The sequence below is a fragment of the Methylocella silvestris genome, from assembly GCF_002891535.1.
Lineage (GTDB): Bacteria > Pseudomonadota > Alphaproteobacteria > Rhizobiales > Beijerinckiaceae > Methylocapsa > Methylocapsa silvestris_A.
The window spans coordinates 19,663-36,525 of sequence record NZ_PDZR01000019.1 but is presented as its reverse complement, the minus strand read 5'-3'; the positions used below and the strand labels follow the sequence as shown (position 1 = coordinate 36,525).

The 16,863-nt window shown below is 62.5% G+C and carries 17 protein-coding genes; 13 read left to right on the top strand and 4 right to left on the bottom strand.

The window, feature by feature from the left end; translation table 11 throughout:
* The first annotated feature begins 66 nt into the window (after nucleotides 1-66).
* Nucleotides 67-2,439, top strand: a complete 2,373-nt coding sequence (locus CR492_RS15080; protein ID WP_102844556.1) for an ATP-dependent helicase — start codon at nucleotides 67-69, stop codon at nucleotides 2,437-2,439.
* 52 nt (nucleotides 2,440-2,491) lie between these two features.
* On the opposite strand, the gene CR492_RS15075 is transcribed toward CR492_RS15080, so the two are convergent.
* The 3 genes from CR492_RS15075 to CR492_RS15065 all read right to left on the bottom strand — a co-directional run bounded on the left by CR492_RS15075 (nucleotide 2,492) and on the right by CR492_RS15065 (nucleotide 5,060).
* The gene (locus CR492_RS15075) at nucleotides 2,492-3,547 is read right to left on the bottom strand and encodes a hypothetical protein (protein WP_245412100.1); all 1,056 of its coding nucleotides are present in this window, start codon (nucleotides 3,545-3,547) and stop codon (nucleotides 2,492-2,494) included.
* Between the two features lie 190 nt (nucleotides 3,548-3,737).
* A complete protein-coding gene (locus CR492_RS15070; protein WP_146030288.1) occupies nucleotides 3,738-4,265 on the bottom strand; it encodes a hypothetical protein in 528 nt (175 codons plus the stop codon).
* A gap of 3 nt (nucleotides 4,266-4,268) precedes the next feature.
* Complete coding sequence (locus CR492_RS15065) at nucleotides 4,269-5,060, bottom strand: TIGR01458 family HAD-type hydrolase (protein WP_245412099.1); 792 nt, start codon at nucleotides 5,058-5,060, stop codon at nucleotides 4,269-4,271.
* Nucleotides 5,061-5,178: 118 nt separating this feature from the next.
* Here CR492_RS15065 and CR492_RS15060 point away from each other — a divergent pair, with 118 nt between their 5' ends.
* A complete protein-coding gene (locus CR492_RS15060; RefSeq protein ID WP_348626722.1) occupies nucleotides 5,179-6,342 on the top strand; it encodes a sensor histidine kinase in 1,164 nt (387 codons plus the stop codon).
* Nucleotides 6,343-6,349: 7 nt separating this feature from the next.
* On the opposite strand, the gene CR492_RS15055 is transcribed toward CR492_RS15060, so the two are convergent.
* Nucleotides 6,350-6,772 carry an META domain-containing protein gene (locus CR492_RS15055; RefSeq protein ID WP_245412098.1) on the bottom strand — a complete coding sequence of 141 codons (423 nt, stop codon included), beginning with the start codon at nucleotides 6,770-6,772 and terminating at the stop codon, nucleotides 6,350-6,352.
* Between the two features lie 167 nt (nucleotides 6,773-6,939).
* On the opposite strand from CR492_RS15055, the gene CR492_RS15050 reads away from it, so the two are divergent.
* The 11 genes from CR492_RS15050 to rplD all read left to right on the top strand — a co-directional run bounded on the left by CR492_RS15050 (nucleotide 6,940) and on the right by rplD (nucleotide 16,859).
* The gene (locus tag CR492_RS15050; RefSeq protein ID WP_102844599.1) at nucleotides 6,940-7,188 is read left to right on the top strand and encodes a twin-arginine translocase TatA/TatE family subunit; all 249 of its coding nucleotides are present in this window, start codon (nucleotides 6,940-6,942) and stop codon (nucleotides 7,186-7,188) included.
* A 108-nt stretch (nucleotides 7,189-7,296) separates the two neighbouring features.
* Nucleotides 7,297-7,908, top strand: coding sequence for a Sec-independent protein translocase protein TatB (gene tatB / locus CR492_RS15045; protein ID WP_102844552.1), 612 nt, complete (start codon nucleotides 7,297-7,299; stop codon nucleotides 7,906-7,908).
* 75 nt (nucleotides 7,909-7,983) lie between these two features.
* Complete coding sequence (tatC, locus tag CR492_RS15040) at nucleotides 7,984-8,772, top strand: twin-arginine translocase subunit TatC (protein WP_102844551.1); 789 nt, start codon at nucleotides 7,984-7,986, stop codon at nucleotides 8,770-8,772.
* Between the two features lie 159 nt (nucleotides 8,773-8,931).
* Nucleotides 8,932-10,338: a serine--tRNA ligase gene (gene serS / locus CR492_RS15035; protein WP_102844550.1), complete on the top strand. Its 1,407-nt coding sequence runs from the start codon at nucleotides 8,932-8,934 to the stop codon at nucleotides 10,336-10,338.
* A gap of 386 nt (nucleotides 10,339-10,724) precedes the next feature.
* Nucleotides 10,725-11,096 carry a 30S ribosomal protein S12 gene (rpsL, locus tag CR492_RS15030; RefSeq protein ID WP_012589627.1) on the top strand — a complete coding sequence of 124 codons (372 nt, stop codon included), beginning with the start codon at nucleotides 10,725-10,727 and terminating at the stop codon, nucleotides 11,094-11,096.
* 69 nt (nucleotides 11,097-11,165) lie between these two features.
* Nucleotides 11,166-11,636 carry a 30S ribosomal protein S7 gene (gene rpsG / locus CR492_RS15025; protein ID WP_102844549.1) on the top strand — a complete coding sequence of 157 codons (471 nt, stop codon included), beginning with the start codon at nucleotides 11,166-11,168 and terminating at the stop codon, nucleotides 11,634-11,636.
* A gap of 32 nt (nucleotides 11,637-11,668) precedes the next feature.
* On the top strand, nucleotides 11,669-13,744 hold the full coding sequence (gene fusA, locus CR492_RS15020) for an elongation factor G (protein ID WP_102844548.1): 2,076 nt from the start codon (nucleotides 11,669-11,671) through the stop codon (nucleotides 13,742-13,744).
* Between the two features lie 40 nt (nucleotides 13,745-13,784).
* On the top strand, nucleotides 13,785-14,975 hold the full coding sequence (gene tuf, locus CR492_RS15015; protein WP_102844547.1) for an elongation factor Tu: 1,191 nt from the start codon (nucleotides 13,785-13,787) through the stop codon (nucleotides 14,973-14,975).
* A gap of 131 nt (nucleotides 14,976-15,106) precedes the next feature.
* The gene (rpsJ, locus tag CR492_RS15010; protein WP_012589623.1) at nucleotides 15,107-15,415 is read left to right on the top strand and encodes a 30S ribosomal protein S10; all 309 of its coding nucleotides are present in this window, start codon (nucleotides 15,107-15,109) and stop codon (nucleotides 15,413-15,415) included.
* A gap of 92 nt (nucleotides 15,416-15,507) precedes the next feature.
* Entirely contained in the window at nucleotides 15,508-16,242 is a 735-nt protein-coding gene (rplC, locus tag CR492_RS15005) for a 50S ribosomal protein L3 (RefSeq protein ID WP_102844546.1), read from the top strand.
* Nucleotides 16,239-16,859 (top strand): 50S ribosomal protein L4, encoded by a 621-nt coding sequence (gene rplD, locus CR492_RS15000; protein WP_102844545.1) that lies wholly within the window; start codon nucleotides 16,239-16,241, stop codon nucleotides 16,857-16,859. Before rplC ends, rplD begins: the two co-directional genes overlap by 4 nt.
* The last annotated feature ends 4 nt before the right edge of the window (nucleotides 16,860-16,863 follow it).

The window sequence follows — 16,863 nt, the reverse complement described above, 5'->3', positions numbered from 1 at the left end:
AAGCTGAAATGATTCGGGGCGCGCCGCGCGCCGCGCGAACGCCTCAACGCCTCGGAGCCGCAAAATTTGACCGATCCTTTTTCGCTCTCCGAAACCGATGCGCCAGCGCCGCAGCCCGGCGGCATCGCCGCGCGCGCTCGCGCGGCGGCGGGCGGACGGCGTTATCTCGACGGTCTGAACCCTGAGCAGCGCGCCGCCGTCGAGGCGATCGACGGGCCGGTTCTCGTGCTGGCCGGCGCCGGCACGGGCAAGACGCGCGTGCTGACGACGCGCATCGCCCATATTCTCGCCGAGGGCCGGGCGCGCGCGCGTGAAATTCTCGCCGTGACCTTCACCAACAAGGCGGCGCGGGAGATGCGCGAGCGCGTCGCCCTTCTGGCCGGCCCTGTCGGCGAAGGCATGCCCTGGCTCGGCACCTTCCACGCCATTTCGACCAAGATCCTGCGCCGCCACGCCGAACTCGTCGGGCTGAAGTCAAGCTTTACCATTCTCGACACGGACGATCAGATTCGTCTCATGAAGCAGGTGCTGAAAGCCGAAGACGTCGACGACAAGCGCTGGCCGGCGCGCGCGCTCGCCTATCAGATCGACGCCTGGAAAAATCGCGGCCTCGATCCAGCCCATGTTCCGGCCGGCGAGGCGGCCGCTTTCGCCAATGGCAAGGGCGGCCGGCTCTATGCGCTCTATCAGGAGCGTCTGAAAATTCTCAACGCCGCCGATTTCGGCGATCTGCTGCTCGAAACCCTGCGGCTCTTCAAGGAAAACCCCGACGTCCTGAAGCAGTATCAGGACCGCTTCAAATATATGCTCGTGGACGAATATCAGGATACCAATACCGTCCAGTATCTCTGGCTGCGGCTGCTGGCGCAGGGCCGGCACAACGTCTGCTGCGTCGGCGACGACGACCAGTCGATCTATGGCTGGCGCGGCGCCGAGGTCGACAATATTTTGCGGTTCGAGAGCGATTTTCCCGGCGCGAAGGTGATCCGGCTCGAACGCAATTACCGCTCGACCGGCCATATCCTCGCCGTCGCCGCGGGCCTCATCGCCCATAATCAGGGGCGGCTCGGCAAGACGCTGTTCACCGACGACGAAGCCGGGCTGATGCCGACCGTTTCCGGCGTGTGGGATTCGGAAGAAGAAGCGCGCGGCATCGGCGAGGAGATCGAGCAGCTGGCGCGGAAGGGTCACGCTTATGACGAGGTCGCGATCCTCGTGCGCGCCTCGTTCCAGATGCGCGAATTCGAGGAGCGCTTCATCACGCTCGGACTGCCCTATCGCGTCATCGGCGGTCCGCGCTTTTACGAGCGCGCCGAAATTCGCGACGCGCTCGCCTATCTGCGCTGCGTCGCCCAGCCCGCCGACGATCTCGCCTTCGAGCGCATCTACAACACGCCGCGGCGCGGCCTTGGCGAGAGCACGCTGCAACAGCTGCACGACTATGGCCGGCGGCAGCGTATCCCGCTGATGGAGGCGGCGCGCTTCATGATCGAGACCGACGAGATCAAGCCAAAGCAGCGCCAGGCCCTGCGCGATCTTCTGGCGAATTTTTCGCGCTGGGCTTCGCTCATCGGCGACAAGCCGCATGGCGAACTCACCGAAATGATTCTGGAGGAATCCGGCTACACCGACATGTGGCGCAAGGACCGCACCGCCGAGGCGGCGGGCCGGCTCGAAAACTTGAAAGAACTGATCCGCGCCATGGAGGAGTTTCCAGACCTTGGCGCCTTCCTCGAGCATATTTCGCTGGTGATGGAGGCTGAGAGCAAGGACGCGGGCCCCCGCGTCTCGATCATGACTCTACACGCGGCCAAGGGTCTGGAATTTGAAACTGTTTTTCTGCCCGGCTGGGAGGAAGGGCTGTTTCCGCACCAGCGCTCGCTCGATGAATCCGGCAGGGCGGGGCTCGAGGAGGAGCGCCGCCTCGCCTATGTCGGGATCACGCGCGCAAGGCGGCGCGCGAAAATCTATTTCGCCACCAACCGCCGCATCCATGGCCTGTGGCAAACGACGATCCCCTCGCGCTTTCTCGATGAGCTTCCGCCCAATCATGTTGAGGTTGTCGAGGCGGCGACGGGCGCGGCCTATGGCGGTTATGCGCAATCGCGCTTCGCCAATATGGACAGTTTCGGCTCTACCTATGGCACCCCCGGCTGGAAGCGCGCACAGCGCCGCACGGAAGAGACGCGCGCCGAGAGCGGCGCGGCAAGCAGCGGCGGTTTTGCGCGAAAAACGTCGCAGCGCGGGCCGATGCAGATCGAGGGCGAACTGATCGCAAAGTCCAGCGCGTCATCGGCCTTTGCCAAAGGCGCGCGCGTGTTCCACCAGAAATTCGGCTATGGCGCGGTCGCCGCGGTCGACGGCAACAAGCTGACGGTGGATTTCGACAAGGCTGGACGGAAGATGGTGCTGGAGAGCTTTGTCGAAGCGAAGGCGTGATGGGGAGAAAACGACGGCGCGATGAGCGCCGCCGTTCCCATTGATTCGAGGCCTAGTGTCCGCGGCGCCGGTCGACGTGCTTGTCGATCCAGTCGAGCACAACATCCGCGACGTCGAGGTTGTTCTTGTCGATCATCATCATATGGCTGTTGCCGCGGATGCCGATGTCAGGCAAATGAATGAAGGAGATGTCGCCGCCGGCCTGTTTGATCGCCTTCGCATAGGCCTGACAATTGTTGAAGCTATTGACCCAGCTTCCCACAAGATGATCGCCGTACATGACCAGCTGCGGAATGGTCGCGAGGATCTTGATCTGGGCCGGCGTTAACGGCAGCGTGCTCGGGTTTGTGGTGGTGCATGATCCGCCCGGCTCGATGGACACCATTCCCTTGATGTTGGCGGTGCTGACGAGCGCCGCGTTTTGCGGGAAGAACCCGGATTCCGAATGGCCGATGATCACGGCGCCGCCCGCCTTGATAGCGAGAGCGGAGAGGTTGTTATAAGTGGGATTTGGCGTAGGCGGAAAGTCGGGACCGAGGAAGCCATTAAGGTCCGGGATCATCTGCTTGTAGAACTCGCCCACATATTTGACCGGGAATTTTTCGTCCGGATAGGGAACGCCTACAGTCGCGCCAAAGCGGAATGATGTGTAGGCGTCCTCGTGGCCGATCGCGAGGATGAAAGGAATATCCTTGGCGGTTTTCCCATTGAGCCCGAGTTTGATCTCGTTCAGGATCGTCGGATCGAATCCGGAGCGTCCGCGCGAAACCTGATCCGGCAGAAAGACGGCATGCTTGTTGCGGACGAAATATTCATCCCAGCCCTGTCGGCCATCGGGCGTCTCCTGCCATGACTTTGCGCTGAGGCAACATCCGTGAATCATGATTACCGGAGTCTTCGACGGCCCGGACACTTTCGGATACATGTATTGAACATACATCTGATTGATTGTGATCGTGCCGGCGCCGGGCGCGGCTGAAGTGACCGCATCCGTCACGCGGTTTTCGCCGCCGACGAAAAAGCTTCCTTGCGACATGAGAACCAGCGGTTCGCGCCCATTGTAGAACTGCGCAGAAGCGCCAGAAGGGCAGGCAAAGCTGGACGCCATGAGCGACGCCGCGAAAGCGACGCCTTTGGTAAGACCGGCAGATTTGGACATTTTTCCCCCACAAGCGCGCGCGCTCCGACTTTGGCGAGCGGCTTCGTTATGAGGGCGGTGCAAGGTGGCGCCCCGCACGGTTCGTGTCAATGCGAGCGGAGGGGTGTTTGTCAGAGCGGCGTCAATTGCACGCAAACCGCTACGGCCTCGGCCCGAGGCCGCCGAAGGGCGCGCCCCGTGGCGGCTCCAGCGGCGGCGCTTCGGGCGCGGGCGCGCCTGCAGGGGTTCGCGGCTGCCTCGGATCGCGCAGCGCGCGCATCGCTGCAAGCTCGGCCCGATGCGCGAAGACGACGGCGACGCCGGCCTCGCAGGTCGACTGGAACGATGTCCCAGCCGCATCCGTGCGCTGAGAAAAACGCCGGGCGCAGGAGTCGCGCGCGGCGTGATAGGCCTTGAATGTCGGCTCATCGAGCGCGGGCACGAAGATCTTCTCGCATTTGTCCACCACGATCTGCGCGATTTTTGCGTCGCCATTGGTGTTCGACCGGCAGACATTCATGATTTCATAGGCCTGCGCGCAGCTTGGAGCGTCCTGCGTCGCCTGCCCGATCTGCGCCGGGTCGCGATCTTCGACCGGGCATTTGACAAGCGTCTGGCCGTGCGAAGGCGAGGCCGCAACGAGAAAAAACAGCCCGGCGAAGGGCGCGATCCTTGATATTGGCGTCATCATCTAGCCGAACAGTTTTGCGACGGCGGCGGATAAATCGTCCTCGATCGACGTCGGCGGCGCGGCAAGACGGTCCTCCTGCCCAGGACGATATTTGCCCGTTCGCACCAAAACGCCCTTGAGCCCGGCCGCCATGGCGCCGCCGACATCGGATTCGGCGTCGTCGCCGATCATTGCGACATCTTCCATATCGAGCCCCATGCTTTCTACCGCGAGCTTGAAGAAGGCGGGCGAGGGCTTGCCAAGCACCAGCGGTTTTTTGCCCGAGGCATATTCGAGCGCCGCGACGAAAGGCCCCGCGTCGAGGCTGAGGTCGCCGTCGGAGTCGAGAAAGTTCCGGTTGTTGGCGAGGGCAAAAAATTCGGCGCCATGCGCGAGCGCGCGGAAGGCGCCGTTCAGCGCCTGATACGAAAACGCCTCGCCGGCGTCGCCGACGACGACGGCTGTCGGTCCCTGTTGCGGCAGGCCTGAAAAATCTTCGCCAAGGTCGGGATGCACGATCAGCAGCGGCGCGAGGCCGCGCTCGGCGAGGAGATCGCAGGCGATGCGCGCGGGCGTAAAAATCTCGCTGTCTGCGATCTCGAGGGGCAGGCGGCGCAGATCCTCGAGGATGCGGCGGCGCGGGCGGCGTGTGGTGTTCGTCACGAATCGGACCGGAATATTGCGCTCGCGCAGGCGGCGCACCGCCTCGACCGATCCAGGGATGGGGTGGGCGCCAACGCAAATGACGCCGTCGATATCGAGAAGAACTCCAGCCGGAGGCGTGATGGCGGCGGGCTTGGCGTTTGGCGGCACATGCGCCTCTTCTGTTTGACGGATCGGGGTGTTCGGGTGGCAGGCGCGAAAATAATCGATTGCGGCGGAGCAGCAATTGCCCGTTCGCCCCCGCTCTTTTTATGGGATGGATGTTCAAATGGATATCGGGATAAGCTGCCCGCGCCGTATCCAGAACACGAAGGTTTCCCCGCCCGCCATGGCAGACGACGAAAAGCCGGAACAGATCGACCAGCTGCTGGCGACGCCTCAGCTCGCCGGGGCGCTCGACAGCGAGCATTTCAGGCGCTTTCTCGATCAGGCGCCGATCGCGCTCGTCGCTTCCGACATGCGCGGGCAGGAGCGCATTGTCTACGCCAATCCGGAGTTCGAGAAAATCTCCGGCCAGTCGCCAGGCGAACTCGAAGGCCAGCAGTGGAGCGCCCTGCACGGGCGCATGGTCGAATCGGACGTCGCCCTCGGCGAGGCCATCGTCGGCGGCAGCGATTATCTTGGCTGCTTTTCGATCGGGCCGCCGGGGGCCGAGCCGGCGATTATCGATATTTATGCAAATATCATTGAAGATGACGATGGCGCCGCCATATTTCGGCTCGCGTCCTTCGCTCCTAACCGCGCCGCGCTTGAGAGCGAGCGCGAGGCGCTTGCCAGCCAGCTGCGCGACAAGGACATGGCGCTGAAAGAAATTCAGCACCGCGTCCGCAATAATCTGCAGATGATCGCCGCCTTGATTCGCTACGAGGCGCGGATCGCTGGCGATAGCGCGGCGCGCGATCCTTTCGACAAGATCGCCGGCCGGATCGAGGCGCTGCAACTGCTTTACCGGTCCATGGCCGACGACGAGCTTGGACAGGAAGTCGACCTTGGCTCCTATCTCAGTCAAATCGCCTCGCATGTCATGCGGGCGCACGCGCGAGAAGGCATCACTCTCGACCTAAAGGTCGACGCCTATCCCGTCTCCGTCAATGTCGCCATGCCGACCGGCCTTGTCGTCAACGAACTCATGACCAACGCGCTGAAATACGCCTTTGCCAAGCGCGAGAGCGGCACCATATCGCTGCAATTTCACGTTGACGCTTCGGGTTGCCGTATCGAGATCGCCGATGACGGGCAAGGCCTGCCGGATGGCGTCGAATGGCCGAGGCCCGGCAAGCTCAGCGAATTGATCGTCCGCTCGCTCCGGCAAAACGCAGGGGCGCAGATGTTGGTCGAATCCAAGCCCGGCGAGGGGCTGCGGGTGATCATCATTTTTACGCGGCGCGCCGCTTCCGTCGAGGCCGACGCGTCTCAAGCGGCCGCCGACTGAAGCCCGCCTATTTTGTCTCCGACAGGCGGAGGATTTCGCGGCCGTCAGCGTCGCGCAGCGATAGCAGGCGGCGCTGTTCGTCGCGCGTCCATTGCCGCACGTCCTCCAGCGCCTTGAAGAATTTCCGCTCCTGGTCGCCGACGGGGCCGGGGCAGCCCATCTGCGACGACGCCAGAGGGCCGAAGGCGATCTCGGCTCCGGCGACTTTGGCGGCGCCGTGGAACCGGTTGCATCCGCTGGAGCCGGATGTCTCTCCGGACGGCAGGATGTCCAAGGTCGTCCGGACCCCGGCGATCACGCCGGCGCCTCTTATGTCCTCCGCCAGCCATGATCCGAACGGACTGTCCGCCGCCGCTCCGGCAAGACGGATTGCGCAGAGGAGAAAGGCGCAGGCGAAAGCCGCGGCCTTGAAGATAGAGCTGGAGGCCAAGCAGATTTTTCCGATTTCGCCAAAAGGAGGGGAATTTGATTCTAAAGCGCGGCGCCGGCGGTTCGCGCCTCACTTTAAATAATGCGGCTTTGCTTGTTTTTAGAGGTCGAGAGGCATAAGTTCCGCGCAGAAATCATGCGCCGTCAGGCTTGAAGCAGAGGTTCGCCGTGGGAAGTCTTTCGATCTGGCACTGGCTTATCGTTGGCGCGGTGGTATTGCTCGTTTTCGGAGGCAAGGGCAAAATCTCCGACATAATGGGCGATGTCGCCAAGGGCATCAAATCCTTCAAGAAGGGTCTTTCGGAGGATGAGGAGAAGGCCGAGGCCAAGCCTGCCGGCGAGCCGTCGCTGCGCAGCCTCGACCATCAGGCCGCCGGCGAGCCGCTCAAGACGCCGGACGCCCGCAAGGTCGGCTGAATCCTGGCCGCAAACATCCCGGCGGGGATGCTGACGTGAAGCAGCAGTCGGTTCCGGCGCAGGAGCGCCGCGCTTCGGCGCGGGAATTTAGGTGAGCAAACCTCCCGCATGTTCGATTTCGACGCCGGCAAACTCATCATCATCGCCATTGTGGCCCTGATCGTCATCGGCCCCAAGGATCTGCCGCGCGTCTTGCGCCAGCTCGGTCAGGCCGTTGGCAAGATGCGGCGCATGGCGGGCGAGTTTCAGGGCCAGTTCATGGAGGCGATGCGCGAAGCGGACGTCGCGGACGCCAGGGCGGAAGTTGAAAAGTTCGCCAAAAGCGCGCAGCTCGACGCGCCTTTCGACCCGCTTGCCGACATTCGCAATGAACTGAAAGGCGCAATCGATAAACAGGCCGCCGCCCCGGCGCTCGCCGGGCCGCGTGCAACCGATCTTGCCGCGCCCGAACCTGCGGCGATCGCCTCGGCGGCGGCCGAGTCCCTTGGCGTGCTGGGCGAAGCGGAGCCGGACAGCAATCTGCCGACGGGCGAGCTGCAGAGCGAGGCGGCCGGCGTTGCGCCGCCGCGCCCCGGCGAAGGGCTCGACGCCGAGATGCGGGCGCTTGCCGATGCGCTCAAGGCCGAGATCGCAGCCCCGGCGCCTGTGGCCGCGTCCGCGCAGCCTTTGCCTCACGATCCGGTCTCGTCCAGGGAGCCGGCGCCAAATGACCAAGCTTAAGGCTGGCTGCCCGGTCGCGCCCTCGCGGCGCGCTCGGCAAAGCTGTAAAAAATTCCGCCCGGGACTTCAGCGCCTATGACCGACGCCGACATCGAGGCGACGAAAGCTCCGCTTCTCGACCATTTGATTGAGCTGCGCTCGCGGCTGATAAAGGCGCTTGTCGCCTTCCTCGTCATGTTCATCATCGCCTTCGTCTTCGCCAAAGACATTTATAACGTGCTGCTTGAGCCCTATCAGCGCGTCGCGGGCGCCGAGGCGACGCTGATCTATACGGCTCCGCAGGAGTATTTTTTCACACAGATCAGGGTCGCGCTCTTCACGGCGGCGTTTTTGTCCTGCCCGATTGTGTTCTCCCAGCTCTACGCCTTTGTCGCGCCGGGGCTTTACAAGCACGAGCGCCGCGCCTTCGCCCCCTATCTTCTGGCGACGCCGATCTTTTTTGCTTTTGGCGCGATCATCGTCTTTTACATTGTGATGCCGAACCTGCTGCACTTCTTCATCGGGATGCAGCAGGCGAAGGAGCCGGGCAGGGCGCAGATCGAGCTTTTGCCGCGCGTCAGCGAATATCTCTCGCTGATCATGACCTTGATCTTCGCCTTTGGCGTCACCTTTCAGCTTCCGGTCGTCATCACCTTGCTTGGACAGGTCGGCATCGTCGATCAGGCCTTTTTGCGCGACAAGCGCCGCTACGCCATCGTGCTGGTCTTCGTCATATCGGCGATCCTGACGCCGCCGGATATTTTTTCGATGCTCGCGCTTGCCGCGCCTGCGCTGCTTCTCTACGAGCTTTCGATCCTGGCTGTGGGTCTCATCCAGAAGAAGCAGGTCGCGGAGCGAGAGGCCGGGCAGACGCCGGAGAGCTAGGGAAATCCTGCCTTCAAGGTGAAATAAGCTCGGGGAGCTCGGCTCGAACAAGGAAAGTTCAGAACCCGTTCGCCTCGTCTCCTGAACTTGCCGGAGGACGAGACGCGGTCTTTGCCCCGCTCCTCAGGAAGAGGAGCGGCGCCACAACGGAATTAATTTATGTACGATATCAAATGGATTCGCGATAATCCTGAGTTATTCGATCAGGGCCGCAAGCGGCGCGGGCTGGCGCCCTTGGCTGCGCAGTTGCTTGAGCTTGACGATATACGTCGCGCCGCCATCGGCAAATCGCAGAGTGCGCAGGAGCGCCGCAACGCCGCCTCCAAGGAAATCGGTCGGGCGATGGCCGCCAAGGACCAGGCGACCGCGGAGTCGCTCATGGCGGAGGTAGCCGCCTTGAAGCGCGACCTGCCAGAGCTCGAAGCCGCCGAACGCGCGGCTGGGGCGGCGCTCGACAAGGCGTTATCCGAAATTCCTAATCTGCCGCTTGAAGAAGTTCCTTTCGGCCGCGACGAGAACGACAATCGCGAGCATCATGTCTTTGGCGAGATGCCGCGCTTTTCGTTCGATCCGGCCGAGCATTACGAGCTTGGCGAGGCCTTGGGGCTGATGGATTTCGAGACGGCGGCAAAGCTGTCCGGGGCGCGCTTCGTGGTCAACAAGGGTCCGCTGGCGCGGCTGGAGCGGGCGCTTGCCGCCTTCATGCTTGATCTTCATACCGGCGAGCACGGCTATACCGAGGTCAATCCGCCGATTCTGGTGCGCGACGAGGCGATGTTCGGCACGGCGCAGCTGCCAAAGTTTTTGGACGATCAGTTTCTTGTGACGACGCAAGGCGAACTTGAGGAAGCACAGAAGACCGCTTTCGACGAAAGCGCAAAAGGCGAGACGCAGAACATCGCGCTCCGCGCGACTGAGGCGATGCGCGATCTGAGACGCTGGCTCATCCCCACCGCCGAGGTCCCGCTCACCAATCTCGTGCGCGAATCGATTCTCGACGAAAAGCTGCTGCCGCTTCGCTTTACCGCCTCGACCCCATGTTTTCGCGCCGAAGCCGGCTCGGCCGGGCGCGACACGCGGGGCATGATTCGCCAGCATCAGTTCACCAAGGTCGAACTTGTCTCGATCACAACGCCCGAACAGGCGCTCGCCGAGCATGAGCGCATGCTCGGCTGCGCCGAGGAGGTGCTGAAGCGCCTGAAGGTGCCTTATCGCGTCGTCACCCTCTGCACTGGCGACATGGGCTTCGCCTCACAGAAAACCTATGACATCGAGGTCTGGCTGCCGGGGCAGGACCGCTATCGCGAAATTTCCTCCGTCTCGGTCTGCGGCGATTTCCAGGCGCGGCGGATGAACGCCCGCTATCGGCCAGACGGGGCCAAGAACACGCGATTCGTCCATACGCTGAATGGTTCGGGCGTCGCCGTCGGGCGCGCCCTGGTGGCTGTTCTTGAGAATTACCAGACGGAGGATGGCTCTATTGTTGTCCCCGACGCGCTTGCGCCCTATATGGGCGGGATCACGCGGATCGAAAAACCGGCGCTGCAAAGACCAAACGCCGATTAGCCGGTGTCGCACCCATGATTTTCCTCGCATCAGGGGTTGACGGGCAAGTCTGTCCTCTCTAAGTTCCGCCCACCTCAGGCAGGCAGTAGGTTTTTGTGTTCGGGACGTCGCGTCCGGAACCTTTCGAAACCTAAACGCTGCCGGATCTAGCGACTGAAATGTCCAAAACGATCCATGGCTCGCGCCGTGGGTCTTTAGAAGCAAGACCGTGGTTTCGCCATGGTCCTCTGCGCGCACCCAGCGTCGAAGGCCGAAACCGGCTCTTGGCGCTGACTTTTTCGCGTTTTTGCGCGCCAGCCGGCGGGCGGGCCGGAAATTCAGGCGAATAGCGTGGCTCCTCGCGGGGCGGCGCCGTCCGCCCTCATTTGTTCGGGAAGACTTGAAGCATGCCGACGATCAGTCAGTTGATCCGCAAGCCGCGGCAGGAAAAAACCTACCGTGAAAAGGCCCGCCATCTCGGCGCGTCGCCGCAGAAGCGCGGCGTCTGCACGAGAGTCTATACGACGACCCCGAAGAAGCCGAACTCGGCTCTGCGTAAAGTCGCCAAGGTGCGTCTCACCAATGGCTTCGAGGTCATCGGCTATATCCCGGGCGAGGGCCATAATCTGCAGGAGCATTCGGTGGTGATGATCCGCGGCGGCCGCGTCAAGGATCTGCCCGGCGTGCGCTACCATATCCTGCGCGGCGTTCTCGACACCCAGGGCGTCAAGAACCGCAAGCAGCGCCGTTCGAAATATGGCGCGAAGCGGCCGAAGTAATTCGCCGCTTTGACGACGGCCGGCGAAGCAGCCGGCATGCTGAAATAGACGTTTATCGGAGCCTACGACATGTCTCGCCGCCACAGCGCCGAAAAGCGGGAAGTCATCCCCGACGCAAAATTCGGGGACGTCATTCTCACGAAGTTCATGAACTCGATCATGTATGACGGCAAGAAGTCGGTCGCCGAGGCGATCGTCTATGACGCCTTCGACATCATCGAGCAGAAGACCCGCGGCGAGCCGCTCGGCGTTTTCAAGCAGGCGCTCGAGAATGTCGCTCCGGCGATCGAAGTGCGCTCGCGCCGCGTCGGCGGCGCCACCTATCAGGTGCCGGTCGAGGTCCGCATGGAGCGCCGTCAGGCGCTGGCCATCCGCTGGATCATCACGGCCGCCCGCGGCCGCAACGACAAGACCATGGTCGACCGTTTGTCGGCCGAACTGATGGACGCCGCCAATAATCGCGGCAACGCCGTCAAGAAGCGCGAAGACACGCACCGGATGGCGGAAGCCAACCGCGCCTTCTCGCATTATCGCTGGTAAGAGAATTAGCCTTCTTCTGAAGGGAATGGACTATGCCGCGCAGTCATAACATCGAGGACTACCGTAACTTCGGCATCATGGCCCACATTGATGCGGGCAAGACGACGACGACGGAGCGTATCCTCTATTATTCCGGCAAGTCGCATAAGATTGGCGAAGTGCACGACGGCGCCGCCACCATGGATTGGATGGAGCAGGAGCAGGAGCGCGGCATCACGATCACCTCGGCTGCGACGACCACCTTCTGGAACGGCAAGCGGTTGAACATCATCGACACCCCCGGCCACGTCGACTTCACGATTGAAGTCGAGCGTTCGCTGCGCGTGCTCGACGGCGCCGTATGCGTCCTCGATGGCAACCAGGGCGTCGAGCCGCAGACCGAAACCGTATGGCGTCAGGCCGACAAATATCACGTTCCGCGTATCGTGTTCGTCAACAAGATGGACAAGATCGGCGCCGATTTCTATCGCTGCGTCGACGAAATCAAGACCAAGGTCGGCGGCCGCCCGGTCTGCATCCAGCTTCCGATCGGCTCCGAGTCCGATTTCAAGGGCATTATCGACCTCGTTAGGATGAAAGCGGTCGTCTGGCAGGACGAGGCGCTGGGCGCGAAATATAATGACGCCGAGATTCCGGCTGAGCTTCTGGCGAAGGCCGAGGAATACCGCCACATCCTGATCGAGACGGCGGTCGAGCTCGACGACGATGTGATGGCGGCTTATCTCGACGGCGTCGAGCCGGACGAAGAGACGCTGAAGCGCCTCATCCGCAAGGCCGTCCGCTACATCACGTTCATTCCGATCCTTTGCGGCTCCGCCTTCAAGAACAAAGGCGTGCAGCCTCTGCTCGACGCAGTTGTCGACTATCTGCCCTCGCCGATCGATCGCGAGGCGATCAAGGGCGTCGACGTCGACACGGGCGAGGAAGTGCTGCGCATGCCGCGCGACGAAGATCCCTTCTCCATGCTCGCCTTCAAGATCATGGACGATCCCTTCGTCGGCACGCTGACCTTCGCGCGCGTCTACTCCGGCCATGTCGAATCCGGCACGACCGTCATGAATTCGACCAAAGACAAGAAAGAGCGCATCGGCCGCATGTTGCTGATGCACGCCAACAACCGCGAAGACGTCAAGGAAGCCTATTCCGGCGACATTGTCGCGCTTGCCGGACTCAAGGACACCCGCACCGGCGACACGCTCTGCGACATGAACAAGCCGGTCATTCTGGAACGGATGGAGTTTCCGGAGCCCGTGATCGAGATCGCCATCGAGCCGAAGTCGAAGGCCGATCAGGAGAAGCTTGGTCTGGCGCTGGCCAAGCTCGCGGCCGAGGATCCGTCGTTCCGCGTCTCCACCGATCAGGAGTCCGGCCAGACCATCCTGAAGGGCATGGGCGAACTGCATCTCGACATCAAGGTCGATATTCTTCGCCGCACCTACAAGGTCGACGCCAATATCGGCGCGCCGCAGGTCGCCTATCGCGAGCGACTGACGAAGAAAGTACACATCGACTACACGCATAAGAAGCAGACCGGCGGCACCGGCCAGTTCGCTCGCGTCATCATCGACTTCGAGCCGAACGAAGCGGGCGCCGGAAACCTGTTTGAATCGAAGATCGTCGGCGGTTCGGTGCCGAAGGAATTCATTCCTGGCGTCGAAAAGGGCATCAACAGCGTCATGGGGTCCGGTATTCTCGCCGGCTTCCCGGTGGTTGACGTCAAGGCGACCTTGCTCGACGGCGGCTTCCACGACGTCGACTCTTCCGTGCTCGCCTTCGAAATTGCGTCTCGCGCCGCATTTCGTGAAGCGCTGCAGAAGGGCGGCTCGGTGTTGCTCGAGCCGATCATGAAAGTCGAAGTCACGACGCCCGAAGACTACACTGGTTCGGTCATGGGCGATCTGCTCGGCCGGCGCGGCCAGGTGCAGGGGCAGGACATGCGCGGCAATGCGGTCGTCATCAACGCGATGGTGCCGCTCGCCAACATGTTCGGCTACGTCAATCAGCTCCGGTCCTTCAGTCAGGGCCGGGCCAACTACACCATGCAATTCGATCACTATGAACAGGTCCCCGCGGGCGAAGCCGCGAAGGTCCAAGCGAAATACGCCTGAGCCGCGGTTGAAGCGCAAAGCGTTCTAGAGGAGCCACAAGATGGGCAAGGAAAAATTTCAGCGGAACAAGCCGCATTGCAACATCGGCACGATTGGTCATGTCGATCACGGCAAGACCTCGCTGACGGCTGCAATCACCAAGGTTCTCGCTGAAACCGGCGGGGCGACCTACACGGCCTATGATCAGATCGACAAGGCCCCGGAAGAGAAGGCCCGCGGCATTACGATCTCGACCGCTCACGTCGAATACGAAACCAAGAACCGCCATTACGCGCATGTCGACTGCCCCGGCCACGCCGACTATGTGAAGAACATGATCACCGGCGCCGCGCAGATGGACGGCGCGATCCTGGTCGTCTCGGCGGCCGACGGCCCGATGCCGCAGACCCGCGAGCACATTCTGCTCGCCCGTCAGGTCGGCGTGCCGGCGCTCGTCGTGTTCATGAACAAGGTGGACATGGTCGACGACGAGGAGCTGCTTGAGCTCGTCGAGCTCGAGGTCCGCGAGCTTCTGTCGAAATACGACTTCCCCGGCGACGATATTCCGATCACCAAGGGGTCGGCTCTTTGCGCCCTCGAAGGCAAGCAGCCCGCGATTGGCCACGACGCCGTGCTGGCGTTGATGGAAACCGTCGACGCTTACATTCCGCAGCCCGAGCGTCCGATCGATCTGCCATTCCTGATGCCGGTCGAAGACGTATTCTCGATCTCCGGCCGCGGCACGGTCGTCACCGGCCGCGTCGAACGCGGCATCGTCAAGGTTGGCGAGGAAATCGAGATCGTTGGCTTGAAGCCAACCGTCAAGACGGTCGTCACCGGCGTTGAAATGTTCCGCAAGCTGCTCGATCAGGGTCAGGCCGGCGATAACATCGGCGCCCTGCTGCGCGGCACGAAGCGCGAAGACGTCGAGCGCGGCCAGGTGCTTTGCAAGCCCGGCTCCGTGAAGCCGCACACCAAGTTCAAGGCTGAAGCCTACATCCTGACGAAGGATGAAGGTGGTCGCCATACGCCTTTCTTTACCAACTACCGGCCGCAGTTCTACTTCCGCACCACGGATGTGACCGGCGTCGTGACCCTGCCGGAAGGCACGGAAATGGTGATGCCCGGCGACAATGTGACGATGGATGTCGAGCTGATCGCCCCGATCGCGATGGAAGAGAAGCTGCGTTTCGCGATCCGCGAAGGCGGCCGAACCGTCGGCGCGGGCGTGGTCGCTTCGATCACCGAGTAACGCTTTACGCGATCGGCCGGGCTGTGCCCGGCCAGCCGAGGCCGGCGCGCCGCGCCGGCCTTTAGAAGGCGCAAGGACAGACGAAGCCGGCGAGACGGGTTCTCCGACGCAGGCCGACAGGGATTGCATAGATGAACGGCCAGAATATCCGCATTCGCCTCAAGGCGTTCGATCATCGGATTCTCGACACGTCGACGAAAGAGATCGTCTCGACGGCGAAGCGGACCGGCGCGCATGTTCGCGGTCCTATCCCGTTGCCGACGAAGATCGAGAAGTTCACCGTGAACCGCTCGCCCCACGTCGATAAAAAGTCGCGGGAGCAGTTCGAGATCAGGACGCATAAGCGCGTTCTCGACATCGTAGATCCGACGCCGCAAACCGTCGACGCTTTGATGAAGCTGGACCTCGCCGCCGGCGTGGATGTTGAGATCAAGCTCTAGGCCCAACTGGTCGGGTCGGCTGGTCAGGGAAAGACGAACCCTTGTCGCTTGCGGGCTACGCGCCCCGCGTCTGGGATTTTGAGGATTAAACCATGCGGTCAGGTGTCATCGCACAAAAGCTCGGCATGACGCGCGTCTTCAACGACGGCGGCGAGCATGTGCCGGTCACGGTCTTGAAGCTCGACGGATGTCAGGTCGTCGCGCATCGGACCAAGGAGCGGAACGGCTACACAGCTCTTCAGCTGGGTATCGGCCGCGCCAAGGTCAAGAACGTCTCGAAAGCCGAGCGCGGGCGCTTTGCAATCGCTGAAGTCGAGCCGAAGCTGAAGCTCGCCGAGTTTCGCGTCGAGGAGAGCGATCTCCTTCCAGTCGGGGCGGAGATCACCGCCGATCATTTCGTCGTCGGCCAGTTCGTCGACGTCACGGGAACGAGCATCGGCAAGGGCTTCGCTGGTCCGATGAAGCGCTGGAATTTCGGCGGCTTGCGCGCGACCCACGGCGTCTCGCTGTCGCATCGTTCGCATGGTTCGACGGGCGGGCGTCAGGATCCGGGCAAGACGTTCAAGAACAAGAAGATGGCCGGCCACATGGGCGCCGAGCGCGTGACCACGCTTAATCTCAAGGTGATCCAGCTCGACATCGAGCGCGGTCTGATCCTCGTCGAGGGCGCCGTCCCCGGCGTCGCCGGCGGATGGATTCAGGTTCGCGACGCGATCAAGCGGGCGCTGCCAAAAGATGCGCCACAGCCTGGCAAGTATCGTCTCGCCAACAGCGCCGAGGCGCCGGCCGAGGCTGACGCCGCATCGGATACGGGAGCGCAAGCGTGAAGATCGACATTACTTCCCTCGACGGCGACAACGCCGGGTCGATCGACCTCGACGATTCGATCTTCGGCCTTGAGCCGCGGCAGGATCTTATCGCCCGAATGGTGCGCTATCAGCTCGCCAAGCGGCGCGCCGGAACGCACAAGACCAAAGGCCGCGCGGAAATCGCCCGCACCGGCAAGAAGCTCTACAAGCAGAAGGGCACGGGTTCGGCCCGTCACGGCTCTGCGCGAGTGCCGCAGTTTCGCGGCGGCGGACGCGCTTTCGGTCCGGTCGTTCGCTCGCATGCGCATGATCTTCCGAAGAAAGTGCGCGCCCTCGCACTGAAGCATGCGCTTTCAGCCAAGGCTCAGGGCGGCGGGATCATCGTCTGGTCGGAGGCGAGCGCTTCCGACGCCAAGACGAAGGCGCTGAAGGCGAGCTTCGCCAAGGCCGGCCTGCTCAGCGCCCTCATCATCGACGGAGCCGAGGTTGAGCAGAATTTCGCGCTCGCCGCGCGCAATATTCCTCAGATCGACGTCCTGCCGGTGCAGGGCATCAATGTGTATGACATTCTTCGCCGCGAAAAGCTGGTCTTGACCAGAGCCGCGGTCGACGCTCTGGAGGCGCGCTTCAAATGAGCTC